Origin of the sequence: Leisingera thetidis, from assembly GCF_025857195.1 — a bacterium.
Lineage (GTDB): Bacteria > Pseudomonadota > Alphaproteobacteria > Rhodobacterales > Rhodobacteraceae > Leisingera > Leisingera thetidis.
Genome location: NZ_CP109787.1, coordinates 1,105,780 through 1,124,091, shown reverse-complemented (window position 1 = coordinate 1,124,091; position 18,312 = coordinate 1,105,780). Strand labels below are relative to the sequence as shown.

The 18,312-nt window shown below is 61.8% G+C and carries 20 protein-coding genes; 15 read left to right on the top strand and 5 right to left on the bottom strand.

Features of this window, described 5'->3' with window-relative positions; translation table 11 throughout:
* Positions 1-10: 10 nt before the first annotated feature.
* A complete protein-coding gene (locus OKQ63_RS05375; RefSeq protein WP_264212933.1) occupies positions 11-577 on the bottom strand; it encodes a tetratricopeptide repeat protein in 567 nt (188 codons plus the stop codon).
* 101 nt (positions 578-678) lie between these two features.
* Here OKQ63_RS05375 and OKQ63_RS05370 point away from each other — a divergent pair, with 101 nt between their 5' ends.
* From OKQ63_RS05370 to OKQ63_RS05345, 6 genes are all read left to right on the top strand, one after another.
* Positions 679-969 (top strand): SCP2 sterol-binding domain-containing protein, encoded by a 291-nt coding sequence (locus OKQ63_RS05370; protein WP_264212932.1) that lies wholly within the window; start codon positions 679-681, stop codon positions 967-969.
* The gene (locus OKQ63_RS05365; RefSeq protein ID WP_264212931.1) at positions 969-1,931 is read left to right on the top strand and encodes an alpha/beta hydrolase; all 963 of its coding nucleotides are present in this window, start codon (positions 969-971) and stop codon (positions 1,929-1,931) included. The genes OKQ63_RS05370 and OKQ63_RS05365 overlap by 1 nt, the downstream gene beginning before the upstream one ends.
* A gap of 148 nt (positions 1,932-2,079) precedes the next feature.
* Positions 2,080-3,900 (top strand): M3 family oligoendopeptidase, encoded by a 1,821-nt coding sequence (locus OKQ63_RS05360; protein WP_264212930.1) that lies wholly within the window; start codon positions 2,080-2,082, stop codon positions 3,898-3,900.
* On the top strand, positions 3,900-4,379 hold the full coding sequence (locus OKQ63_RS05355) for a GNAT family N-acetyltransferase (protein WP_264212929.1): 480 nt from the start codon (positions 3,900-3,902) through the stop codon (positions 4,377-4,379). The genes OKQ63_RS05360 and OKQ63_RS05355 overlap by 1 nt, the downstream gene beginning before the upstream one ends.
* Positions 4,380-4,476: 97 nt before the next feature.
* Positions 4,477-4,869, top strand: a complete 393-nt coding sequence (locus OKQ63_RS05350; RefSeq protein ID WP_264212928.1) for a GFA family protein — start codon at positions 4,477-4,479, stop codon at positions 4,867-4,869.
* An 85-nt stretch (positions 4,870-4,954) separates the two neighbouring features.
* The gene (locus OKQ63_RS05345) at positions 4,955-6,289 is read left to right on the top strand and encodes a methyltransferase family protein (RefSeq protein ID WP_264212927.1); all 1,335 of its coding nucleotides are present in this window, start codon (positions 4,955-4,957) and stop codon (positions 6,287-6,289) included.
* Here the strand turns inward: OKQ63_RS05345 and OKQ63_RS05340 are convergent, their stop codons facing one another.
* The 3 genes from OKQ63_RS05340 to OKQ63_RS05330 form a co-directional block, all read right to left on the bottom strand.
* Positions 6,290-6,559, bottom strand: a complete 270-nt coding sequence (locus OKQ63_RS05340; RefSeq protein WP_264212926.1) for a DksA/TraR family C4-type zinc finger protein — start codon at positions 6,557-6,559, stop codon at positions 6,290-6,292.
* Between the two features lie 525 nt (positions 6,560-7,084).
* Complete coding sequence (gene rpoH, locus OKQ63_RS05335; protein WP_264212925.1) at positions 7,085-7,981, bottom strand: RNA polymerase sigma factor RpoH; 897 nt, start codon at positions 7,979-7,981, stop codon at positions 7,085-7,087.
* 160 nt (positions 7,982-8,141) lie between these two features.
* Positions 8,142-9,167, bottom strand: coding sequence for an RluA family pseudouridine synthase (locus tag OKQ63_RS05330; RefSeq protein ID WP_264212924.1), 1,026 nt, complete (start codon positions 9,165-9,167; stop codon positions 8,142-8,144).
* Between OKQ63_RS05330 and OKQ63_RS05325 the strand changes: the two genes are divergently transcribed.
* Entirely contained in the window at positions 9,166-9,471 is a 306-nt protein-coding gene (locus OKQ63_RS05325; RefSeq protein ID WP_264212923.1) for a DUF6476 family protein, read from the top strand. The two genes, OKQ63_RS05330 and OKQ63_RS05325, sit on opposite strands and share 2 nt — an antisense overlap.
* 10 nt (positions 9,472-9,481) lie before the next feature.
* Here OKQ63_RS05325 and OKQ63_RS05320 read toward each other — a convergent pair whose 3' ends face one another.
* Positions 9,482-9,970 (bottom strand): hypothetical protein, encoded by a 489-nt coding sequence (locus tag OKQ63_RS05320; RefSeq protein ID WP_264212922.1) that lies wholly within the window; start codon positions 9,968-9,970, stop codon positions 9,482-9,484.
* Positions 9,971-10,216: 246 nt separating this feature from the next.
* On the opposite strand from OKQ63_RS05320, the gene OKQ63_RS05315 reads away from it, so the two are divergent.
* The 8 genes from OKQ63_RS05315 to OKQ63_RS26085 all read left to right on the top strand — a co-directional run bounded on the left by OKQ63_RS05315 (position 10,217) and on the right by OKQ63_RS26085 (position 18,276).
* Positions 10,217-10,576: a hypothetical protein gene (locus OKQ63_RS05315; protein WP_264212921.1), complete on the top strand. Its 360-nt coding sequence runs from the start codon at positions 10,217-10,219 to the stop codon at positions 10,574-10,576.
* Between the two features lie 456 nt (positions 10,577-11,032).
* Positions 11,033-12,250 (top strand): tyrosine-type recombinase/integrase, encoded by a 1,218-nt coding sequence (locus OKQ63_RS05310; protein ID WP_264212920.1) that lies wholly within the window; start codon positions 11,033-11,035, stop codon positions 12,248-12,250.
* A gap of 215 nt (positions 12,251-12,465) precedes the next feature.
* Entirely contained in the window at positions 12,466-13,713 is a 1,248-nt protein-coding gene (locus OKQ63_RS05305; RefSeq protein WP_264212919.1) for an IS256 family transposase, read from the top strand.
* A gap of 83 nt (positions 13,714-13,796) precedes the next feature.
* Positions 13,797-14,006 carry a hypothetical protein gene (locus tag OKQ63_RS05300; protein ID WP_264212918.1) on the top strand — a complete coding sequence of 70 codons (210 nt, stop codon included), beginning with the start codon at positions 13,797-13,799 and terminating at the stop codon, positions 14,004-14,006.
* A gap of 10 nt (positions 14,007-14,016) precedes the next feature.
* On the top strand, positions 14,017-14,643 hold the full coding sequence (locus tag OKQ63_RS05295; RefSeq protein ID WP_264212917.1) for a hypothetical protein: 627 nt from the start codon (positions 14,017-14,019) through the stop codon (positions 14,641-14,643).
* 798 nt (positions 14,644-15,441) lie between these two features.
* The gene (locus tag OKQ63_RS05290; protein WP_264212916.1) at positions 15,442-16,230 is read left to right on the top strand and encodes a DUF4145 domain-containing protein; all 789 of its coding nucleotides are present in this window, start codon (positions 15,442-15,444) and stop codon (positions 16,228-16,230) included.
* A 157-nt stretch (positions 16,231-16,387) separates the two neighbouring features.
* Positions 16,388-17,914, top strand: coding sequence for a terminase TerL endonuclease subunit (locus OKQ63_RS05285; RefSeq protein WP_264212915.1), 1,527 nt, complete (start codon positions 16,388-16,390; stop codon positions 17,912-17,914).
* Positions 17,914-18,276 (top strand): HNH endonuclease, encoded by a 363-nt coding sequence (locus tag OKQ63_RS26085; protein WP_350356297.1) that lies wholly within the window; start codon positions 17,914-17,916, stop codon positions 18,274-18,276. The genes OKQ63_RS05285 and OKQ63_RS26085 overlap by 1 nt, the downstream gene beginning before the upstream one ends.
* Positions 18,277-18,312 lie beyond the last annotated feature (36 nt).

Genomic DNA, 18,312 nt, shown 5'->3' with positions numbered 1-18,312 from the left:
CCGAGAGGGCTTAGAGTTCCCTGCCCTCGACGGAGGGCTTCAGACGTTCGAGGGCGCTGCTTACTTCCTCGTGGTGCGGATGTATAGCCTTGGCCCGCAGGTAGGCCTGATAGGCGCGTTCAGGCTCGCGGAACTGTTCGAACAGCGCGCCCAGCGCATAGATGGCGTTGTAATCCCTGGGGTTCAGGGCCAGTGCGCGCTCCAGGTCAGCGACCGAGGGGCCATAAAGCCCCAGCGCGAAATACACCCGCGCGCGTTCGTACCAGCCGCGGGCGAACTCCGGCGCATGATCTGTCAGCGCCGTCAGATGCTCCGCCGCCTGCTGCAATTCGCCGCGCTCCATCGCGTCGGTGCCGCGGCGCAACAGCAGATCCATCGACGGCGAGCCGCTCTTCGCCCAGAGCGCCTGCAGCTCGCGGTCAATCGCCGCAGCCTCGGAAACTTCGGCCAACGCCAGGTCCTGCAGCAGGGTCTCCGCGGACAGCGCCTGCGCGGAAACCTGCGCAGGCAGGGAAACCGTGACTGTGACCGCCGTTGCCGCCACGATAGCTTTGAGCTTTGGAAGATTTGCCAGCATGATGCCTCCCAGTGTAATCCCGCGCGCCGCAAATTCCAGTATTGGATGCACATGCTTCACAGGTTTGTGCTAAGAGCGTGCCAAACAGATTGAGGACCGATATGAGCGTTACCCTAGAACAGGCGGCAGAGGCCCTGAACGGCAAACTGGAGGCGGGCGAATTCGACGCCACCGCCAAATTCCAGATCGAGGGCCTGGGCGCCATCATGCTGGACAGTGCCGGCGCCCGTGCCGGCGACGAAGAGGCGGATGTGACCATGACGGCGGATGCCGATACCTTCCAGGCGATCCTCGAGGGCGAGCTGAACCCGACCGCCGCGTTCATGTCCGGCAAGCTGACCATCGACGGCGACATGGGCACCGCGATGAAGCTGGCCTCGGCGCTGGCCTGATGGACGGCGCCCCGGTGGAGCTGCAGCCCGCGCCCCTGTTCGCGGAGATCGCGCAGGGGCCCGCGGATGGTGCGGCCCATTGGGTGCAGACCGCTGACGGCGTGCGCATCCGTGCAGGCCACTGGCGGCCGGAAGGGGCGGCCAGGGGCACGGTTCTGCTGTTTCCCGGGCGCACCGAATATATCGAGAAATACGGGATGGCCGCGGCAGAGTTTGCCGCCCGCGGCCTTGCCACCCTTACCGTGGACTGGCGCGGCCAGGGGCTGTCCGGCCGGATGCTGGCGGAGCGGCGGCTGGGCCACGTGGGCCAGTTCACCGATTTTCAGACCGATGTGCAAGCGCTGACCGGGCTGGCCGCGCAGCTGGACCTGCCCCGCCCCTGGCACCTGGTCGGCCATTCCATGGGCGGCGCCATCGGGCTCAGAGCGCTGATGCAGGGGCTGGACGTCAAATCCTGCTGCTTCACCGGCCCGATGTGGGGCATCCAGATCCCGCCGCTGCTGCGCCCCTTTGTCCGCGTCCTCGGCGGCATCGCGCCCTATCTGCGCCTGGACGAACGGCTGCTGCCGACCACCGCGCTGGAGCAATACGTCCAAATCACCCCGTTCGAGGGCAATACGCTGACCACCGATCCGGAGATGTACCGGATGATGCACACCCAGCTGGCGGTGCAGCCGGATCTGGCGCTCGGCGGCCCCACCATCCAATGGCTGCGGGTCAGCCTGCAGGAATGCGCCTGGCTGGCCCGGCAGCCCTCGCCTGCTCTGCCCTGCATCACCTTCCTCGGCTCGGAGGAGCAGATCGTCAACCCGCAAGCGATCCGCGACCGGATGGACCACTGGCCCGGCGGCGAGCTGGATCTGATCAAGGGCGCCCGGCATGAGGTGATGATGGAAGCCCCGGACATCCGGGCCCGTGTGTTTTCCCGCATGTGCCGCCTGTTTGAGCAATACGGCGGCTGACGCCCCGTTGCCGGTGCGGCGCCCGGCCCGTTCACACGATCCTTACCTGTATGTGCCATTCTCCCCGGGTTCCGCACCCCGCCGCTTGTGATCCCGCAAACCGCCGCTTAGATGTTGGGTCAAAGCATTTCTCATGACAGGAGCCCTCATGTTCCAGCTTCCCTTCCCCGTTCGCGACGCAAACGCCTCTGCCGGTTCCGGCGGCCTCGGCAATCTGCCGGAATGGGACCTCAGCGACCTCTACGCCTCCGAGGACGCGCCCGAACTGGCCCGCGATCTGGACTGGCTGGAACAGGAATGCGCCGCCTTTGCCGCCGATTACGAGGGCAAGCTGGCGGGTCTGGACGCAGACGGGCTGCTGGAATGCGTGCAGCGCAACGAGAAGATCAACAATATCGCCGGCCGCATCATGTCCTTCGCGGGCCTGCGCTATTACCAGAAGACCACCGACGCGGACCGCGCCGCGTTCCTGTCGGATTGCCAGGAAAAGGTGACCGTGGCCACCACCCCGCTGGTGTTCTTCACGCTGGAGCTGAACCGCATCGAAGACGACGCGATGCAGGCGCATCTGGCCGCCAATGCGGACCTCGCCCGCTACGCCAGCGTGTTCCGCCGCATCCGCGCGATGAAGCCTTACCAGCTGTCGGATGAGCTGGAGAAGTTCATGCATGACCTCGGCATCGTCGGCGACGCCTGGGAAAAGCTGTTCGATGAGACCATCGCAGGCCTCGCCTTCACCGTCGATGGGGAGGAAATGGGCATCGAGGGCACCCTCAACCTGCTGACCGAACAGGACCGCTCCAAGCGCGAAGCCGCGGCCCGCGAGCTGGCGCGGGTGTTCGGGGAAAACATCAAGACCTTTGCCCGCGTCCACAACACCCAGGCCAAGGAAAAGGAAATCATCGACCGCTGGCGCGGCATGCCCAGCGCCCAGACCGGCCGCCACCTGTCCAACGATGTGGAGCCCGAGGTGGTCGAAGCGCTGCGCGAGGCAGTGGTCGCCGCCTACCCCAAGCTCAGCCACCGGTACTATGAGCTGAAGCGCAAATGGCTGGGCCTCGATGTGATGCAGGTCTGGGACCGCAACGCGCCGCTGCCGCTGGAAGACTCCCGCACCATCAGCTGGGAGCAGGCGGAAAAGACCGTCATGGACGCCTACAACGCCTTTGATCCCCGCATGGGCGAGATCGCGGCCCCGTTCTTCTCGGACGGCTGGATCGACGCCGGCGTGAAACCCGGCAAGGCGCCGGGTGCCTTTGCGCATCCGACCGTCACCAACGTGCATCCCTACGTGATGCTCAACTACCTGGGCAAACCGCGCGACGTGATGACCCTGGCGCATGAGCTGGGCCACGGCGTCCATCAGGTGCTGGCGGCGGAACAGGGCGAGATGCTCTCCTCCACCCCGCTGACGCTGGCGGAGACCGCGAGCGTGTTCGGCGAGATGCTCACCTTCCGCAAGATGCTGGACAAGGCCGAAACCCAGCAGCAGCGCAAGGTGCTGCTGGCGGGCAAGGTCGAGGACATGATCAACACGGTGGTGCGCCAGATCGCCTTCTACGACTTTGAATGCAAACTGCACGCCGCCCGCACCGAGGGCGAGCTGACCCCGGATGACATCAACGCCATCTGGATGTCGGTGCAGGCGGAATCGCTTGGCCCGGTGTTCGACTACATGGACGGCTACGAAACCTTCTGGGCCTATATCCCCCATTTCGTGCATTCGCCCTTCTACGTTTACGCCTATGCCTTCGGCGACGGGCTGGTGAACGCGCTCTACTCGGTCTACGCGAGCGGCGCCGAGGGGTTTGAGGACAAGTATTTCGAGATGCTGAAAGCGGGCGGCTCCAAGCACCACAAGGAGCTGCTGGCGCCCTTCGGGCTTGATGCCACCGACCCCAAGTTCTGGGACAAGGGGCTCAGCATGATCTCCGGCTTCATTGACGAACTGGAGGCCATGGAAAGCTGATGCCTGTCACCCTGCGCCCGGTCGCGCGCAGCGAATTTGATCTGGTTGCCCATATCCAGGTGGAACCGGACCAGACCCGCTACTCCGGCACTGTGGCGCAGGCATTTGAAGAAAACGAGGACGGCGTGGATTTCCATGCCGTCCTCGACGGGGCCCGCGTTGTCGGGTTCTTCAAGATCGACCGGCTGTATCATGAGAGTTACGGCTTTGCAGCCCCGGACGAGCTGGGCCTGCGCGCCTTCATGATCCACCGCGACGATCAGGGCAAAGGCTATGCCACTGCGGCCGTGGCGGCGCTGAATACCTACCTTGCTGCCCAATATCCGGAACGGCGTGCGGTGGTTCTTACCGTCAACATGCAGAACTTCGGCGCCATCCGCTGCTACCGCAGGGGCGGCTTTGCCGATACCGGCGGCATCTATCCCCACGGCACCGCCGGCCCGCAGCACATCCTGCGGATGGAATTGCCCCAGACCTAGCAGCGCGTGCCGCTGGCAGGCTGTCCCGCTTCGCATTTGTCCAAGACTTGCCTCCGGTGCGGACCGAAGCTGGACCGGCCAGCATCGGGAGGACACCATGCAAGGACGCTGCCTGTGCGGATCGGTCACCTTTGAGGTGGACCTGCCGGTCCTATCCACCGTCAATTGCCATTGCGAAAGCTGCCGGCGGCAGTGCTCGGCGCCAATGACCACCTATATCGGGGTCGAGGACGGCCAATGGCGCTGGACGGGTGCGCAGCCCAGGCTGTTCCGCTCCTCCCCCGGGGTGGAGCGCAGCTTCTGCGAAACCTGCGGCTCGCCGATGTCCTTCCGCTCGCAAACCATGTCCGGCGTGATGCATTTCTACGCGGCTGCGATGGCGGATCCAGAGGCGTTTCCTCCCGCTCTCCATGTCGCGCATGAGGAAAAGCTGTGCTGGCTCAACAGCGATGACGGGCTGCCCAAGCGCACCGGACCGGAGTACCTCTGACCGGCTGAAACGGTAAAAAGAGTGAAACTGCCCCGGCGCGGGCTAGCATCATGCTGCAACGGCATGAGCATCCGGTCCGAGCAGAATGAGTGAACGCCCCAGATCAGCCCCGCCCGCCTCAGCGACCAGCCAGGTGACCATGCTGCTTGGACTGGCGGGCTTTTTCGCGGCTCTTGCCCTGCTGTCCGGCACGGGTGCCGGGCGGGTTGAGGCCGGGGTGGCCGCACTGCTGGCAACCGCCCTGCCCATGGCGGTGTATGAGGTTCTGGTGCTGAAGGCCTATACCCATGAGGCAACCGGGCTTGGACGGCTGACCGTTCTGCAAACGGCCCGCATCCACTGGCCCCGAGTCCTGCTCAAACTGGCCGGGCTATGGGGAACGCTGGCGGTGATCGCTGCGGCCTATTGGCTGTTTCCGGAATATCACCGGTCCTTCTACACCCCGTTCTGGGAGGCCTGCCGCATCTGCCTGCCGGTTCTGCTGGTTCTGGCGGTCCCGTATTTCATCCTGGCAGACCTCTGGATGACCGAGCCGGAGGACGGCTATCTGCACGCGGGCTACCTGTTTCTCGGCCGTCTGGCCCGGGCCGACCGGACGGCGCTGCTGGACCACGCTTTGGGCTGGCTGATCAAGGGCTTCTTCCTGCCGCTGATGTTTGTCTATTTCAGCGGCGCGGCGGCCTACCTGCTGAACACCCCGCTGTCCTCCACGGTTGAGACTTTCCCCGCCTTCGTCAGCTACATGGGCAGGCTGGCGGTGGGAGTCGACCTGGCCTTTGTCAGCATTGGCTATGTTCTGACACTGCGGATCGCCAATTCGCATATCCGCTCCTGCAACCCGCTGTTCTGGGGCTGGGTTGTCACGCTGGCCATGTATGTGCCGTTCTTCTCGGTCATCGGCCGCAAGTATCTGGAGTACAATGACGGACTTGGCTGGCTGGACATGATCGGCGGCTGGGGCCCTGGGGTGTTCCTGTGGGGCGCCGCCATCATCGCGGCCAAGCTGCTGTGGGCCTGGGCCAATGCCTCCTTTGGCATCCGGTTTTCCAACCTGACCCACCGCGGCATCATCACCAACGGCCCCTACCGCTGGACCCGCCACCCGTCTTATCTGTTCAAGAACATTTCCTGGTGGCTGCTGTCGGTGCCGTTTTTCACCACCGAAGGCATGGGCGAGGCGCTGCGCCACTCGCTGCTGCTGCTGGGCATCAACGGAATCTATTTCCTGCGCGCCAAGGCCGAGGAAAAGCATCTGTCCGAAGATCCGGTTTACGTGGCTTACGCCCTGTGGATCGAGCAGCACGGCAAGCTGCGCTGGCTGGGCCGCCGGATGCCCTTCCTGCGCTATAAGCCGCCTGCGGACCTCAGCCTTGCCACCGCCGCCGAACACCCCGGCGGCCTGCCGCACGCCCGGTCCTGACTATTTCAGCTGGCTGTCCTTGGAGCCGCGCCGGTTGATGCCGCCGCGTGCCTGCTGCGCGCCGTCGCGCTCCTGCTGGCAGTCGATGCACAGCTTGACGCCCGGAAGGGCCACACGGCGCTTTTCCGGGATCGGCTCCTCGCATTCGGCGCAATGGGTGAGGCTTTCGCCCACCGGGCGTTTCTGCGCCTTCAGCCGCGCCAGTTCATCATTGATCGAAGCCTCGATCTGCTCATTCACCGCGCCGTCCTGCGCCCAGCCGCCTGCCATGGCTCCTCCTCCTGTGCCAGAGGCTGTGAATGTAAGGCCGCGCGGGTGCCCTGACCAGAGCCCGGCGGCGGCAATTTCCGAGTAAATCTATCAACTATTTGATTTCATTGCATTTTCCATTGACCGCCCCGTGCCAGACCGCTACACAGAATACAGAAATTGCAAGCAAGCCAGAATCACCAGGCCGCAAGCAGCCAGCCCTCCAGCCATCCTTCGGGACAGCCAGACCGCCAGCAATGCCCGCCACCAGAGTGATTTCAGCCAGCCACGCGCAGGTTTCCCAGCCAGCTTTTCTGCCAGCCCTCCCATTCAGCGGCGCACCCAGCCCGATTGCCAGGCCCGTGCCAGACAGGTTTCACAGCCAGCAAGCGCCAGCCATTCAGGTCAGCATGCCTGACCCGATGTTTCGCGCGCGAAACAATGCGGCAGAAGGGCTGCCGTAAAGCCAGCATGACCGCCAGCCGCTCAAGGCACAAAAAAGGCGGTGCATTGCACCGCCTTTTGCACGCGCTGAGGGCACCGGGATCAGGCGCCGGTCAGCATGCCTTTTTCCATCGCCAGCTCGCGCATCTTCTTCTGCAGCTTCTCGAACGCCCGCACCTCGATCTGGCGGATCCGTTCGCGGCTGACGTTGTACTGCGTGCTCAGCTCCTCCAGGGTCACCGCCTGATCCATCAGGCGGCGCTGGGTGAGGATGTCCTTCTCGCGGTCATTGAGCACATCCAGCGCTTCGGTCAGCAGCTCGCGCCGCGCCTCCAGCTCGTCACGGGCCTCGTAATCGCCGGCCTGGTCGGCGTCCTCATCCTCGAGCCAGTCCTGCCACTGCATGGTGCCCTCGCCCTCGGAGCCGACAGTGGCATTGAGCGAGGCATCGCCGCCGGACATGCGGCGGTTCATCGAGATCACCTCGTCCTCGGTCACGCCGAGGTCGGTGGCGATCCGCTTGACGTTCTCGGGGCGCAGATCGCCGTCTTCCAGCGCGCCGATGCGGGCCTTGGCCTTGCGCAGGTTGAAGAACAGTTTCTTCTGCGCCGAGGTGGTGCCCAGCTTCACCAGCGACCAGGAGCGCAGGATGTATTCCTGGATCGAGGCGCGGATCCACCACATCGCATAGGTCGCGAGGCGGAAGCCCTTTTCCGGGTCAAAGCGTTTCACCGCCTGCATCAGGCCGACGTTCGCCTCTGAGATCACTTCGGCCTGCGGCAGGCCGTAGCCGCGGTAGCCCATGGCGATCTTGGCCGCGAGCCGCAGATGGGAGGTCACCATCTTGTGCGCCGAGGCCGCATCCTGTTCCTCCACCCAGCGCTTGGCCAGCATGTATTCCTCTTCCGGCTCCAGCAGCGGAAACTTGCGGATTTCCTGGAGATACCGGTTCAGGCCGCCTTCGGGCGTCGGGGCAGGCAGGTTTGCATAATTCGCCATCTAAAGTGTCCCTCCCAAATGTATAAGGACTTAACATCAGCGCATATGGGTTAGCGCTAAATCCTTTTCAAGGACTGCTTAAGGTATTCTTGTATGTTAGCCCGGAGGAACTCGTCTGTGAATTGCATCACAGGTTGGAACACGCTTATTTGCTGTCAGTTTACTGGCGCAGGGCGGCCAGCAAATCCGCCATATCCTGCGGCAGCGGCGCCTCGAACCGCAGCGCGTCACCGGTGAGCGGATGCGCAAACCCCAGCACGGCGGCATGCAGCGCCTGGCGCGGGAAGGCCTGCACCGCGGCCTGTGCCGCTTCCCCCAGGGCCTTGGCCGCCAGCTTGCGGCGGCCGCCATAGGTGGGGTCGCCCACCAGCCCGTGGCCGGCATGGGCCATATGCACCCGGATCTGGTGGGTGCGGCCGGTTTCCAGCCAGCATTCGATCAGCGCCGCACAGGGCGGGCTGCCGAAGCTCTCAACGATGCGGGCGCGGGTCACCGCGTGGCGGCCGCCCTGGAACAGCACCGCCTGTTTCTGCCGGTCGGTCTTGTGCCGGGCCAGCTGGGTGGTGAGCTTGAGGATGTTGCCGGGCTCGAAGCTCGCCCCCTTGACCCCGCGCAGGCGCGGATCGTTGCCGTCGGGCACGCCATAGCAGATGGCCTGGTAGTAACGCTCCACTGTGTGCTTTTCGAACTGCGCCGCCAGCCCCTGATGGGCGGCATCGGATTTGGCGGCGACCAAAAGGCCGCTGGTTTCCTTGTCGATCCGATGCACGATGCCGGGGCGCTTGACGCCGCCGACGCCCGACAGGTTGCCGCCGAAGTGGTGCAGCAGCGCGTTGACCAAAGTGCCCGAAGGCGAGCCCGGCGCCGGGTGCACCACCATGCCCGCAGGCTTGTTGATGACGATCAGGTCCTCATCTTCGAAAATGATCTCCAGCGGGATGTCCTCGGGGCCGATGTGGCTGTCTTCGGCCTCCTCCACCTCAATCGCAATCTGCGCGCCCTCGGCGATCTTGGCCTTGGCATCCTGCACCACGGCGCCATCCACCGTCAGCGCCCCCTCCTCGATCAGCCGGGCCAGGCGGGTGCGCGACAGAGACGCCTCCTCTGGCACATCGCGCGAAACCGCTTTATCAAGCCGCTTAGGCGGGTTTTCCGCAATGACAAACTCAATCCGGCGGCTGCCCATGACTGATCCTTCCGAGACCGAAACCCAAACGGAGCCGCCGCAGATCCGGTTCCTGCGGCGGCTGGTGACCACGCTGACCGTGGTGATGATTGGCGGGCTTGTAGTGATAATCTCGCTGCTTGTCATCCGCCTGCAGGCAAGTGATGCGCCGCTGCCTGCCGAAATCGCCCTGCCCGAAGGCGTGGAAGCCGATGCGGTGACCCTGGGCCGCGGCTGGATCGCCGTGGTGAGCCGGGACAACCGCATCCTGATCTTCGACCGGGAGACCGGCGAGCTGCGCCAGGAAGTGCGGATCACGGAGTGAGCCGGGCCGTTCAGGACCTGAGCAGCACCTTGTTGGAATCGATGGCTGCGGCGATCTGAGCGTATTGGGTCTGCCGCCGCTGCGCGGTTTCGGCACTGCGCAGCAGGGTGGTGGCTGCCTCCTCCAGAATGCGGGCGGCCTCGCGGTTCACCGCGGCTTGGGACGAGGCGCTGACCGGGGTGAGCGGCCGGGCGGTGCGTTCCCCCGGGTCGGTGGCGCTGGAAACGGTGACCCGGCGCCGGTCCGGATCGCGGTTCTGGCGGGCCAGCCGCTTCAGCCGCTGGGACGTGTCCTGCAGCACCCCGCGCACCTCGTCGTAATCGGTGCCTTCGGGAATGCTCCCGGCCGCGGTTTCCAGCCGTTCGGACAGGCAATCCACCTGCAGCGCCGAATCGCCGGTGGCACGGCAGAAGGCTTTGGCCGCCGCCAGGGTTCCCAGCAGCTCAGCCAGGAAAGCCGCAGAGCCGAACTCCCCTGCAGGCACCACAACCGTATACACGACTGCGCCCGGGCTCTGCGCCAAGGCGGGAGCGGCGGCCAGACTCAGGCAGGACATCCCTGCTGTCAAGCTCTTGATAGTTCTCCGAAACATCCCTCTACCCCTTCAAAAAACCGAAACCCGCTCATTACGGCGGCACGGCTGCGCGGCATCTTGCCTGAACGGCGCGGCCGCGACGCCGCTATCTTGTCCGGCGCCTGGCCGTTCACTAGTCTTAACATGTTCCAAAACATAAGGTTGTTTTCCATGTATACCAGTATCTTGACAGCGGTTTCCCTGATAATTCCGCTTAGTTTCGCAGGCCAGGCCGCCTTTGCCCAGGCCGCGAACCCGGCGCTGGAAGAAGCCAAGCAGCGCCTGGCCTGCGGAGCCGGGGTTCCCGTTTCCGCCAGCTACCTGCCGGACGGTTCGCTGCAAGTGACCTGCCAGGCGCCGGGAGCCGAAGCCGTGGCGCAGGCCAACACCAACGGCCTGCCGGATACCGGGCTGTCAGCCGGTGCCGCAGCCGGCCTGGTGGCCGGGGCGCTGTTCCTGGTTCTGATTGCCGATGACGATGACGGCACCACCACCACCACAACAACCACGACGACAGGCGCATCAGACTAAGCCCAAGGCCGGGGGACCACCAGCAACGATACTTGGGGGCTGCTTCAATCAGCTGAAGCGGCACCCCAGGGCGGCGGCCAAGGGCCGGACCTCACTGCGGCCCGCGGGACCGCGGATCGCATCCGGCGATTTTCCTGCAAGCAATCCATCCGTGTCCAATGTCCGGTTCCGCACCGAAGGAAGCCGCCGCTGCGGGGCAACTGCGACACCGGCAGATGCGCTGCCAATCGCTCGTCTTCTGATCATTCTATTTTGGGATGGTACCGCCTCCCCGGCTTGAACGGGGGACCTCTGGATCCACAAACCCTACATATTGTGTTTGCCGTTCTTTGCCATAAGTCGCGATTCTTTCATTATCCGTTACAAAACATTGACTTAGATGCGTACAAGGTTTTCGCTCGCTTTCGTGCCCCGCCTACATTTGGCGACAATATGGCTTCAACGAAAGGTCGGACCATGACACAATCATCGCTCAACGCGAAGACAATCTCCGAACTCTCCAACCCCGGCGAAGGCTCCAAAATCGTCTGGGACACCGCGCTCCGGGGTTTCGGCATTCGGCTTACCAAGGCGTCCAAGACCTACATTGCGGAAGGTCGAGTACTGGGCAGGAAACGCCGGGTAACGATTGGCCGTTCTGATGTGCTCAGCGTTCAGGAAGCGCGCCGAGAAGCGAAGAAGGTTCTAGGCAAGATGGCCTCCGGCATCGATATAAACGCGGAAAAGCAGGAGGCACGCGCCCGCTCCATTACCCTCTTGGAGGCCTTGGACGAATACCTAAAATCCCGTGACCTGAAACCCGCCACCGCCGCAGAGTACCGAGCGCGGTTGAAAGCCAACTTTCCGGACTGGCTAGCGAAAGAGTTGAAGGCCATCACCCCTACCGCAGTTGTCAGGCGCTTCGACAAGCTGACCAAAGAACACAGCCCCCATGTTGCCAACGGCGCGTTTCGAGTGTTCCGTGCAGTGTATCGCTACGCTCGTGCTTACACAGCAACGGACGCTGGCAACTACACCCTGCCCGAGTGCCCGTGTCAGCGCCTTTCTGACCTAAAACGATGGCACAAGCCGTCTCGCCGCCTGAACCATCTGACCGATGATCAGTTTCCGGCCTTCTTTGAGGCACTGTCCCAGTCACACAACCTCGTATTTCCTGATTTCATGGAGCTAATCTTGCGCACCGGACTGCGCCGAAACGAAGCTGCAACCCTGACCTGGGAAGATGTGAACATGAAAGCGGGAACGTTCAGGATCCGCGCAGAGATTGCAAAGAACGGCAATGAACTGGTGCTGCCCATGTCGGACCAAGTGCGGGCATTACTTCGGAGGCGCAAGGAGGCCGCGCTAGGGGCCACAGCTGTGTTTGCCAGCTCCACCCGCTACGATCCGAGAAAGAGCCTTACGCGCCTCCGTGAGAGCCTCTCCTGTGAAATAACGATTCACGATCTTCGGCGCACCTACGCTATTCAGGCCGAACGCGCCGGGACGCCTTACAGCCTCTTGAAAAGGATGCTGAACCATTCATCGGCAGGCGACGTGACTCTCGCCCACTACCTAACGGGGAATGACCCCAAAGCCCTTCGCCCCTACGTCCAGAAAGTCAGCGATATGATTGATAAGCTAGCGGGTATCTCTACCGGGAATGGCAAACTGGCTCACATCGAGAGCCAGTAAGGCATACGACCGCCAACAAAGTATTGTTATGGCACTTGCTTGCACTACGATTGACATTGTTCGCGATGGTCCACGGAGGGAGCGGGACATTTCCCGCCGCGTTCATGAGCGGCAGCTATGGCTGAATCTGGTGTTTGGGCGGTTTGAAAGCTGGCGGTGCATCTGGTTGGTTTGATGTCGCCAAACAAACCACCAACCATCGAGGACGCACCACCATGAATGACGCTACCATCATCGAATTTGCCGGTCGAGACACCGTGTCGGACCCGCTGACGGATCTTCTGCGCAAGGGCGCGCGGGAGCTTCTGCAAACGGCGGTCGAGGCGGAGCTGGACGCTTTCCTGGCCGAATTTGCGAAACACCGCACCCCGGAGGGCCGGGCCGCGGTTGTTCGGAACGGACACCACCCCGAACGCGCCGTGCAGACCGGGATCGGCCCGGTCACGGTGCAGATCCCGAAGGTGCGCTCGAAGACGGGCGCGCCTGTGGCGTTCCGCTCGGCGCTGGTCCCGCCTTACGTCCGCAAGGCGAAGTCGATCGAGGCGGCGCTGCCCTGGCTGTACCTCCCGGGCATCTCTACGGGCGAGTTGGGCGCAGCACTCAAGGCGCTCCTGGGCCCGGACGCGACCGGCTTCTCGGCCAAGACAGTGGCGCGGCTGAAGGCGCAATGGGCGGAGGAGTACGACGCCTGGCGCAAGGCCGATCTTGGCCGTGATGAATGGGTCTATGTCTGGGCCGACGGGATCTACAGCGGCTTGCGCGGCACAGATGACCGGCTCTGCGCCCTGGTCGTGATCGGCGTCAATGCGCGCGGCGAGAAGCATTTCCTGGCCATCGAGGACGGCGTGCGGGAAAGCACCCAAAGCTGGCGCGAGGTCCTGCTGGGGCTCAAAAGCCGCGGCCTCAACGCTCCGAAACTGGCGGTCGGCGACGGGGCCATGGGATTTTGGGCGGCTCTTGAGGAAGTCTATCCCTCCACCCGGCAACAGCGCTGCTGGGTGCATAAGACGGGCAACGTTCTGAACTATCTGCCAAAGCGCAGTCAGCCCAAGGCAAAGAAGGCGCTGCACGACATCTGGCAGGCCGAGACCCGTGAAGATGCCCGCAAGGAGTTTGACTTGTTCGTCGGCACCTACGAAGCGAAATACCCCAAGGCGGTCGAATGCCTGGTCAAGGACCGCGACGAACTGCTGACCTTCTACGACTTCCCCGCCCAGCACTGGCAGAGCATCAGGACGTCAAATCCCATCGAGAGCGCGTTCGCCACCATCCGCCACCGCACGAAACGCACCAAGGGATGCCTGAGCCGGGACGGGATGCTCCACATGATGTTCAAGCTCGGCCAATGCGCTGAGAAAAGCTGGCGCAAGCTGCGCGGCTTCGCTCATCTCGCAGACGTCATCGAAGGCGTCGATTTCATCAACGGCATCAAGCCATCAACACAAGATCAGGCCGCCGCTTGATGACCGCCCAAACACCAGATTTGACAATAGCTCCATGAGCGGTGCTCTCGCACCAGATTGAAACGAGCCGTGGAGGATGAGCGATGCTCACAAAGAAACTGCCCGCCCGACTGAACACCCAAAAAGCCGCCGACTATCTCGGAGTGCCAAAGACCTTCCTAGAGCGTGATCGCTTTGAAGCCGGTCAGTCAGGGACGCCACCGAAAGTCCCGTTCCTGCGCTTTGGGCGGCGCACGATACTTTACAACGTGTCTGACTTGGACATGTACCTGTCATCTAGCCGCATCGCTTGAGGGCTGGGCGATGGCTCTCGGAGAAAGCACCTGCAAACCTCGCAAAGACAGAACTCAAAAGCTGGAGAGATTGTGTGGGCACATCGAAGAAATCACCGCTCATGAGGGGCAAGAGTTCGACGGGCACTACTGGGCGATACTGTCGCAAGAGGAATGGGCTGATTTGTTGGGCGTGCATATTCGGACAATACGCCGCCTCATAAAATTGCCGCCAATCCAAACCACCACCACACAAGTGGAAGGCGTCAGAGCAACGCTTTTGCGAGTTGGTGAACCGGGCAAGCCAACACCGCGCACAACTGCTCAGGTGATGGCGGGGATATTCCGCAAACGGACCAAGCAAAGTGTTAACCCGAACCAATTCGGCTGTTTGGTCGGGCTAGCTGAGACTTGGCCGGACAGGCATGAACTTGAGATTTTCAAGTACGTCATCAGCCCCGAAGGATGGGAATGGTTCATGACAGGCGTAGGCCTAGAGGTCGCAGTGGAACAATCTGAGGGCAAAGACACCAGGAAAATGTTCTTCAAGCACCCTCATATTCCCACCCTGCGGCGGTACGCGAAGGTCGCGTTTGAAGCATGGCGAATGCATCTGATGGAGAAAGGAAAGTGGCCCGCAATGCCCCTGAAACAGTAAGTGTCCGGATCTTCTTTGTCCCCTGTATGGATACATCATCAGATAATAACTTATTCCAGGGGGACAAAGAAAGAAGAGGACAGTTATTACCTGATGATGGCTTCCTCCTGTCCTGCGGTCAGGAACAAGCCACGGACCAGCTACAGGAGATTCCCCTGGGAACAGGGAAAAGATGAGAACGCGCGCGACGCGTAGCAAACACGCTAACTTCGAAAGGAACCGACCGATGCCAAAAAACCGCCGCGACGGCCTAACGCAAATCAACCTCGAACTGGCTGACCGAAACCTGCTGAACAATATGGTGAAAGCGTCTGGTCTGCCCCGTGCCACTTTCGTTTCCCGATTGATCCGTGAGAGAGCACGACAAGCCGGGATGCTACCGGGGCAGTCCGATAATTACGGCAAGAAGCGGAGCAAGCCCTATTGATCATTTGGTTGCAAATGATACTATCACTATTGCTGGCACCGAGGACTGTCAGCGTCTCCGAGGGTCATCGCCCTTTGCCTGCGCCACGATGAGCTAGCGTTTGCGGTTCATCACTGGACAAGCCGCCAGTGTGGCGCGGGCAGCTTCCAGCAAGCCCCGCAGCAGGCGCAAAATATGCTGCAATCGGTGCGCAGATCACCACATAACAAGGGAACCCTGCCGGAGGTGAACCCACCCACGCAACCTATCGGAGCGGAGGCGGGCTATCGCCTCAAGGGACCAAATTTTCCTACCACACTGTCGCGCAATGGTTGAATATCTGTTCTGCGAGGTGTTTCATCCGACGGAAACGCAATTTTCCAGGATGCAAGATGAAGTACGTCCCCCCTTCTGCGAAAGAAACCGCCTTCAACTGTCCGCATTGCGGTGCGCTAGCCAAACAGCACTGGCTCAAGGTTTACGCTGATCCACTAAGCGCCAAAAAACCTCTGCCGATAATTGTAGATAGCGCCGGCGCAAAGAACTTCGACTTCAAAGATCTGAAAGATGAAGACGCTAGGGATCAAATGACGGCATGGGCAAACAAAATGGGCAAAGGTTTGCCCTTCATCGAGAGGCGTGGAGGTTCAGAATACGCTCCGTATCACTTGTGGAACGTCAGTGCTGCCGAATGCTTCAACTGCAAGGATGTTACCATCTGGGTCTATGACAATCTGCTTTACCCAAAACAGGGTGAAGGGCCGCCGCCCAATCCAGACCTTCCGCCAGAAATCCGGCGCGACTACGATGAGGCAAGTTCTATATTGAGTCTGTCACCACGCGGAGCTGCGGCTTTGATACGCCTCGCCATTCAAAAGCTCTGCAAAGAACTCGGAGAACCCGGCGAAAACATCAATGCGGATATCAAGGCCCTCGTTGCAAAGGGGTTAAACGTTCGCGTGCAACAGGCACTAGACGTAGTTCGCGTCATAGGAAACAACGCCGTGCATCCAGGGGAAATTGACCTCAAAGATGATCGCGCAACGGCTGAGACATTGTTTAAGCTGCTTAATATCATTGCTGAGAAGATGATTTCGGAACCTAAACACGTGGACGAGATGTATGCGTCTCTTCCGCAAGGGGCGCTGGACGCTATCGAAAGGCGGGACAAAGCAAAGTAACTCCAAAGAGGCGCTGAACCTGAGTGGCGCAAAACATGCACCAGTTCGTGGCATTGACCTACTCTCAGATCTGAGGCAGTCTCCGAAGCCGTATCTAGCGAAAACTAGGACCCAGCCATGGAGGGCAAAAGGTTCTCAGCGATGAGGAACTTTGCCCATGCCGTTGCGGCTGGCGAAACCGAAGAAAGACCGAACTTCCCTGTTTGGGGAGTGGCTGGCTGATGCCTTCGTCATCCCATCCGGCATCAGCAGGGGCAAGCCCTTTACCCTGCACCCCTTCCAAGAGGATTTCGTCAGGGCCTTTCTGAGCCGTGACCTTGACGGCCCGACCTTTCGAACCTGCATTTTTTCAACGCCCCGAAAGCTGGGAAAATCCACCCTGCTTGGTGCTGTGCTGCTTGGGCACCTCTGCCCGGACAGTCCGCTTTACATCCCGCATTTCACCGCCGCCGTAGCCGCTCCGACCGAAAAACATGCGGGCTACATCTCGACGGCCATGCTGAACCTCATGGAGTTTGTCGAGCGCGAGGACGAGCTTGACCACCGTTTCAATCCGCGCCCCGGCAAACTGGTTCTGGGCAAGGGTGAGGTCTACCTTTCCACGGGCGACATTAAACAGGGTCACGGCATGGATCTCGATCTAGCCGTGATCGACGAAACCGGCTTGATCGCCAAGAACCAGGGCGAATTGATCACCGCGTTCTTCGACGCATTGGCGACCAAGGACGGCCAACTGATCCTGACCGGCACCAGGGGTGACAGCCCGGCATATAACGAGCTGATCGACAATCCCGACAAGCGGACCCACGTTACGCTATATGCAGCCGAGAAAGAGGACGATCCGTCAGCTCCGGCAACATGGCAAAAAGCCAACCCTGGCCTTGGGGCAATCAAGTCCCGCCGCTTCCTGCAAGACGCCCACGGAAAGGCCCTGCAATCCGGTAGCTTGACCGAGTTCGAAGTCTGGCACCTGAACAAACCTCTGTCCCCCACCCGGCAACTGCTGCTGGACTACGCCACCCTTGCCAAGTCCTACCGCGACGACCCGCAACCGGAACCCGATGAGCCGGTGCATGTGGGCATTGATCTGGGGGGCAGTGCATCCATGACAGCCGCCACCATCGCCTATGAGCACTCCGGCTTGCTGAAGGTGCTGGGGGCATTTCCTGGGGCTGACCTGGACTTGGTTGCCAGAGGTAAGCGAGACATGGTGGGCGACCTTTGGCATCGCGCGGCCCTTGCCGGTGATCTGATCGAAACATCCGGCAGCGTGTCGGACCTTCAAGAATTCCTGCCGGAGCTGATTGCCCGCATCGGCAACCATCCGGTGGCTTCTGTCTCCTGTGACAGATATCGCCAGCACGAATTCGAAACCGCCTTGGCCCGCGCCAAGATTTCCTGGCCCATCATTTATAGAGGCACAGGCCCGAAGGATGGCGATGCGGACATTCGCGCCACCCGCCGCCTGTTCCTGGCCGGGGCCGTCCAAATGCAGCGCTCCATTCTGCTGGAAGGCTCTATCGGCGAAGCTGATGTGCGCGTTTCGGCCACCGGAGCAACGCAGTTAGACAAATCGCACCTTCATGCCCGCATCGACGTTGCACAGAGCCTCTGTCTGGCGTGCTCCGCCCTGCTGCGGGCACGGGAGACGGTGCTGCCCGAATACTCCGTGGAGGTGCTCTGATGGGCGTGGGGCGCACAATTCTGGACCGCTCCGCCTGGAAGCATGAGACCCGGCAAGCGGTAGCTCTGCGGGCAGGATTCAGGTGCCAGCATTGTGGCCGCTATCTCGGAATGCATGGCGAGGCAGACCACATCATTCCCCGCTCCAAATGCCAGGAACACGGCCTAAGCGAATTTGACCAATCCAATCTGCAATGGCTCTGCCAGCCCTGCCACTCGAAGAAATCGAACGCTGAACGCTGGGAAGGAAAACGCCGCAAAGGCCCCAAGCCGGTCAAGCGGAGCAATGTGCCAGGCCGCAAGCTTTTCCTGGCGATGGCGGGAGTTCTGCCTGAGGGCCTGAACAGAGGGATGCCGCCTTGAGCCGCACTTTGCGCCAACAATTGCACAACTCTCTGA

Excerpts from the sequence above, each read along its gene's own strand:
- OKQ63_RS05375 (WP_264212933.1), bottom strand. The coding sequence starts at position 577 with ATGCTGGCAAATCTTCCAAAGCTCAAAGCTATCGTGGCGGCAACGGCG.
- OKQ63_RS05325 (WP_264212923.1), top strand. The coding sequence starts at position 9,166 with ATGACTGATCCTTCCGAGACCGAAACCCAAACGGAGCCGCCGCAGATC.
- OKQ63_RS05285 (WP_264212915.1), top strand. The coding sequence starts at position 16,388 with ATGCCGTTGCGGCTGGCGAAACCGAAGAAAGACCGAACTTCCCTGTTT.
- OKQ63_RS05350 (WP_264212928.1), top strand. The coding sequence starts at position 4,477 with ATGCAAGGACGCTGCCTGTGCGGATCGGTCACCTTTGAGGTGGACCTG.
- rpoH (WP_264212925.1), bottom strand. The coding sequence starts at position 7,981 with ATGGCGAATTATGCAAACCTGCCTGCCCCGACGCCCGAAGGCGGCCTG.
- OKQ63_RS05295 (WP_264212917.1), top strand. The coding sequence starts at position 14,017 with ATGGCTCTCGGAGAAAGCACCTGCAAACCTCGCAAAGACAGAACTCAA.
- OKQ63_RS05370 (WP_264212932.1), top strand. The coding sequence starts at position 679 with ATGAGCGTTACCCTAGAACAGGCGGCAGAGGCCCTGAACGGCAAACTG.
- OKQ63_RS05290 (WP_264212916.1), top strand. The coding sequence starts at position 15,442 with ATGAAGTACGTCCCCCCTTCTGCGAAAGAAACCGCCTTCAACTGTCCG.
- OKQ63_RS05305 (WP_264212919.1), top strand. The coding sequence starts at position 12,466 with ATGAATGACGCTACCATCATCGAATTTGCCGGTCGAGACACCGTGTCG.
- OKQ63_RS05300 (WP_264212918.1), top strand. The coding sequence starts at position 13,797 with ATGCTCACAAAGAAACTGCCCGCCCGACTGAACACCCAAAAAGCCGCC.
- OKQ63_RS05310 (WP_264212920.1), top strand. The coding sequence starts at position 11,033 with ATGACACAATCATCGCTCAACGCGAAGACAATCTCCGAACTCTCCAAC.
- OKQ63_RS05330 (WP_264212924.1), bottom strand. The coding sequence starts at position 9,167 with ATGGGCAGCCGCCGGATTGAGTTTGTCATTGCGGAAAACCCGCCTAAG.
- OKQ63_RS05355 (WP_264212929.1), top strand. The coding sequence starts at position 3,900 with ATGCCTGTCACCCTGCGCCCGGTCGCGCGCAGCGAATTTGATCTGGTT.
- OKQ63_RS26085 (WP_350356297.1), top strand. The coding sequence starts at position 17,914 with ATGGGCGTGGGGCGCACAATTCTGGACCGCTCCGCCTGGAAGCATGAG.
- OKQ63_RS05345 (WP_264212927.1), top strand. The coding sequence starts at position 4,955 with ATGAGTGAACGCCCCAGATCAGCCCCGCCCGCCTCAGCGACCAGCCAG.
- OKQ63_RS05360 (WP_264212930.1), top strand. The coding sequence starts at position 2,080 with ATGTTCCAGCTTCCCTTCCCCGTTCGCGACGCAAACGCCTCTGCCGGT.
- OKQ63_RS05365 (WP_264212931.1), top strand. The coding sequence starts at position 969 with ATGGACGGCGCCCCGGTGGAGCTGCAGCCCGCGCCCCTGTTCGCGGAG.
- OKQ63_RS05340 (WP_264212926.1), bottom strand. The coding sequence starts at position 6,559 with ATGGCAGGCGGCTGGGCGCAGGACGGCGCGGTGAATGAGCAGATCGAG.
- OKQ63_RS05315 (WP_264212921.1), top strand. The coding sequence starts at position 10,217 with ATGTATACCAGTATCTTGACAGCGGTTTCCCTGATAATTCCGCTTAGT.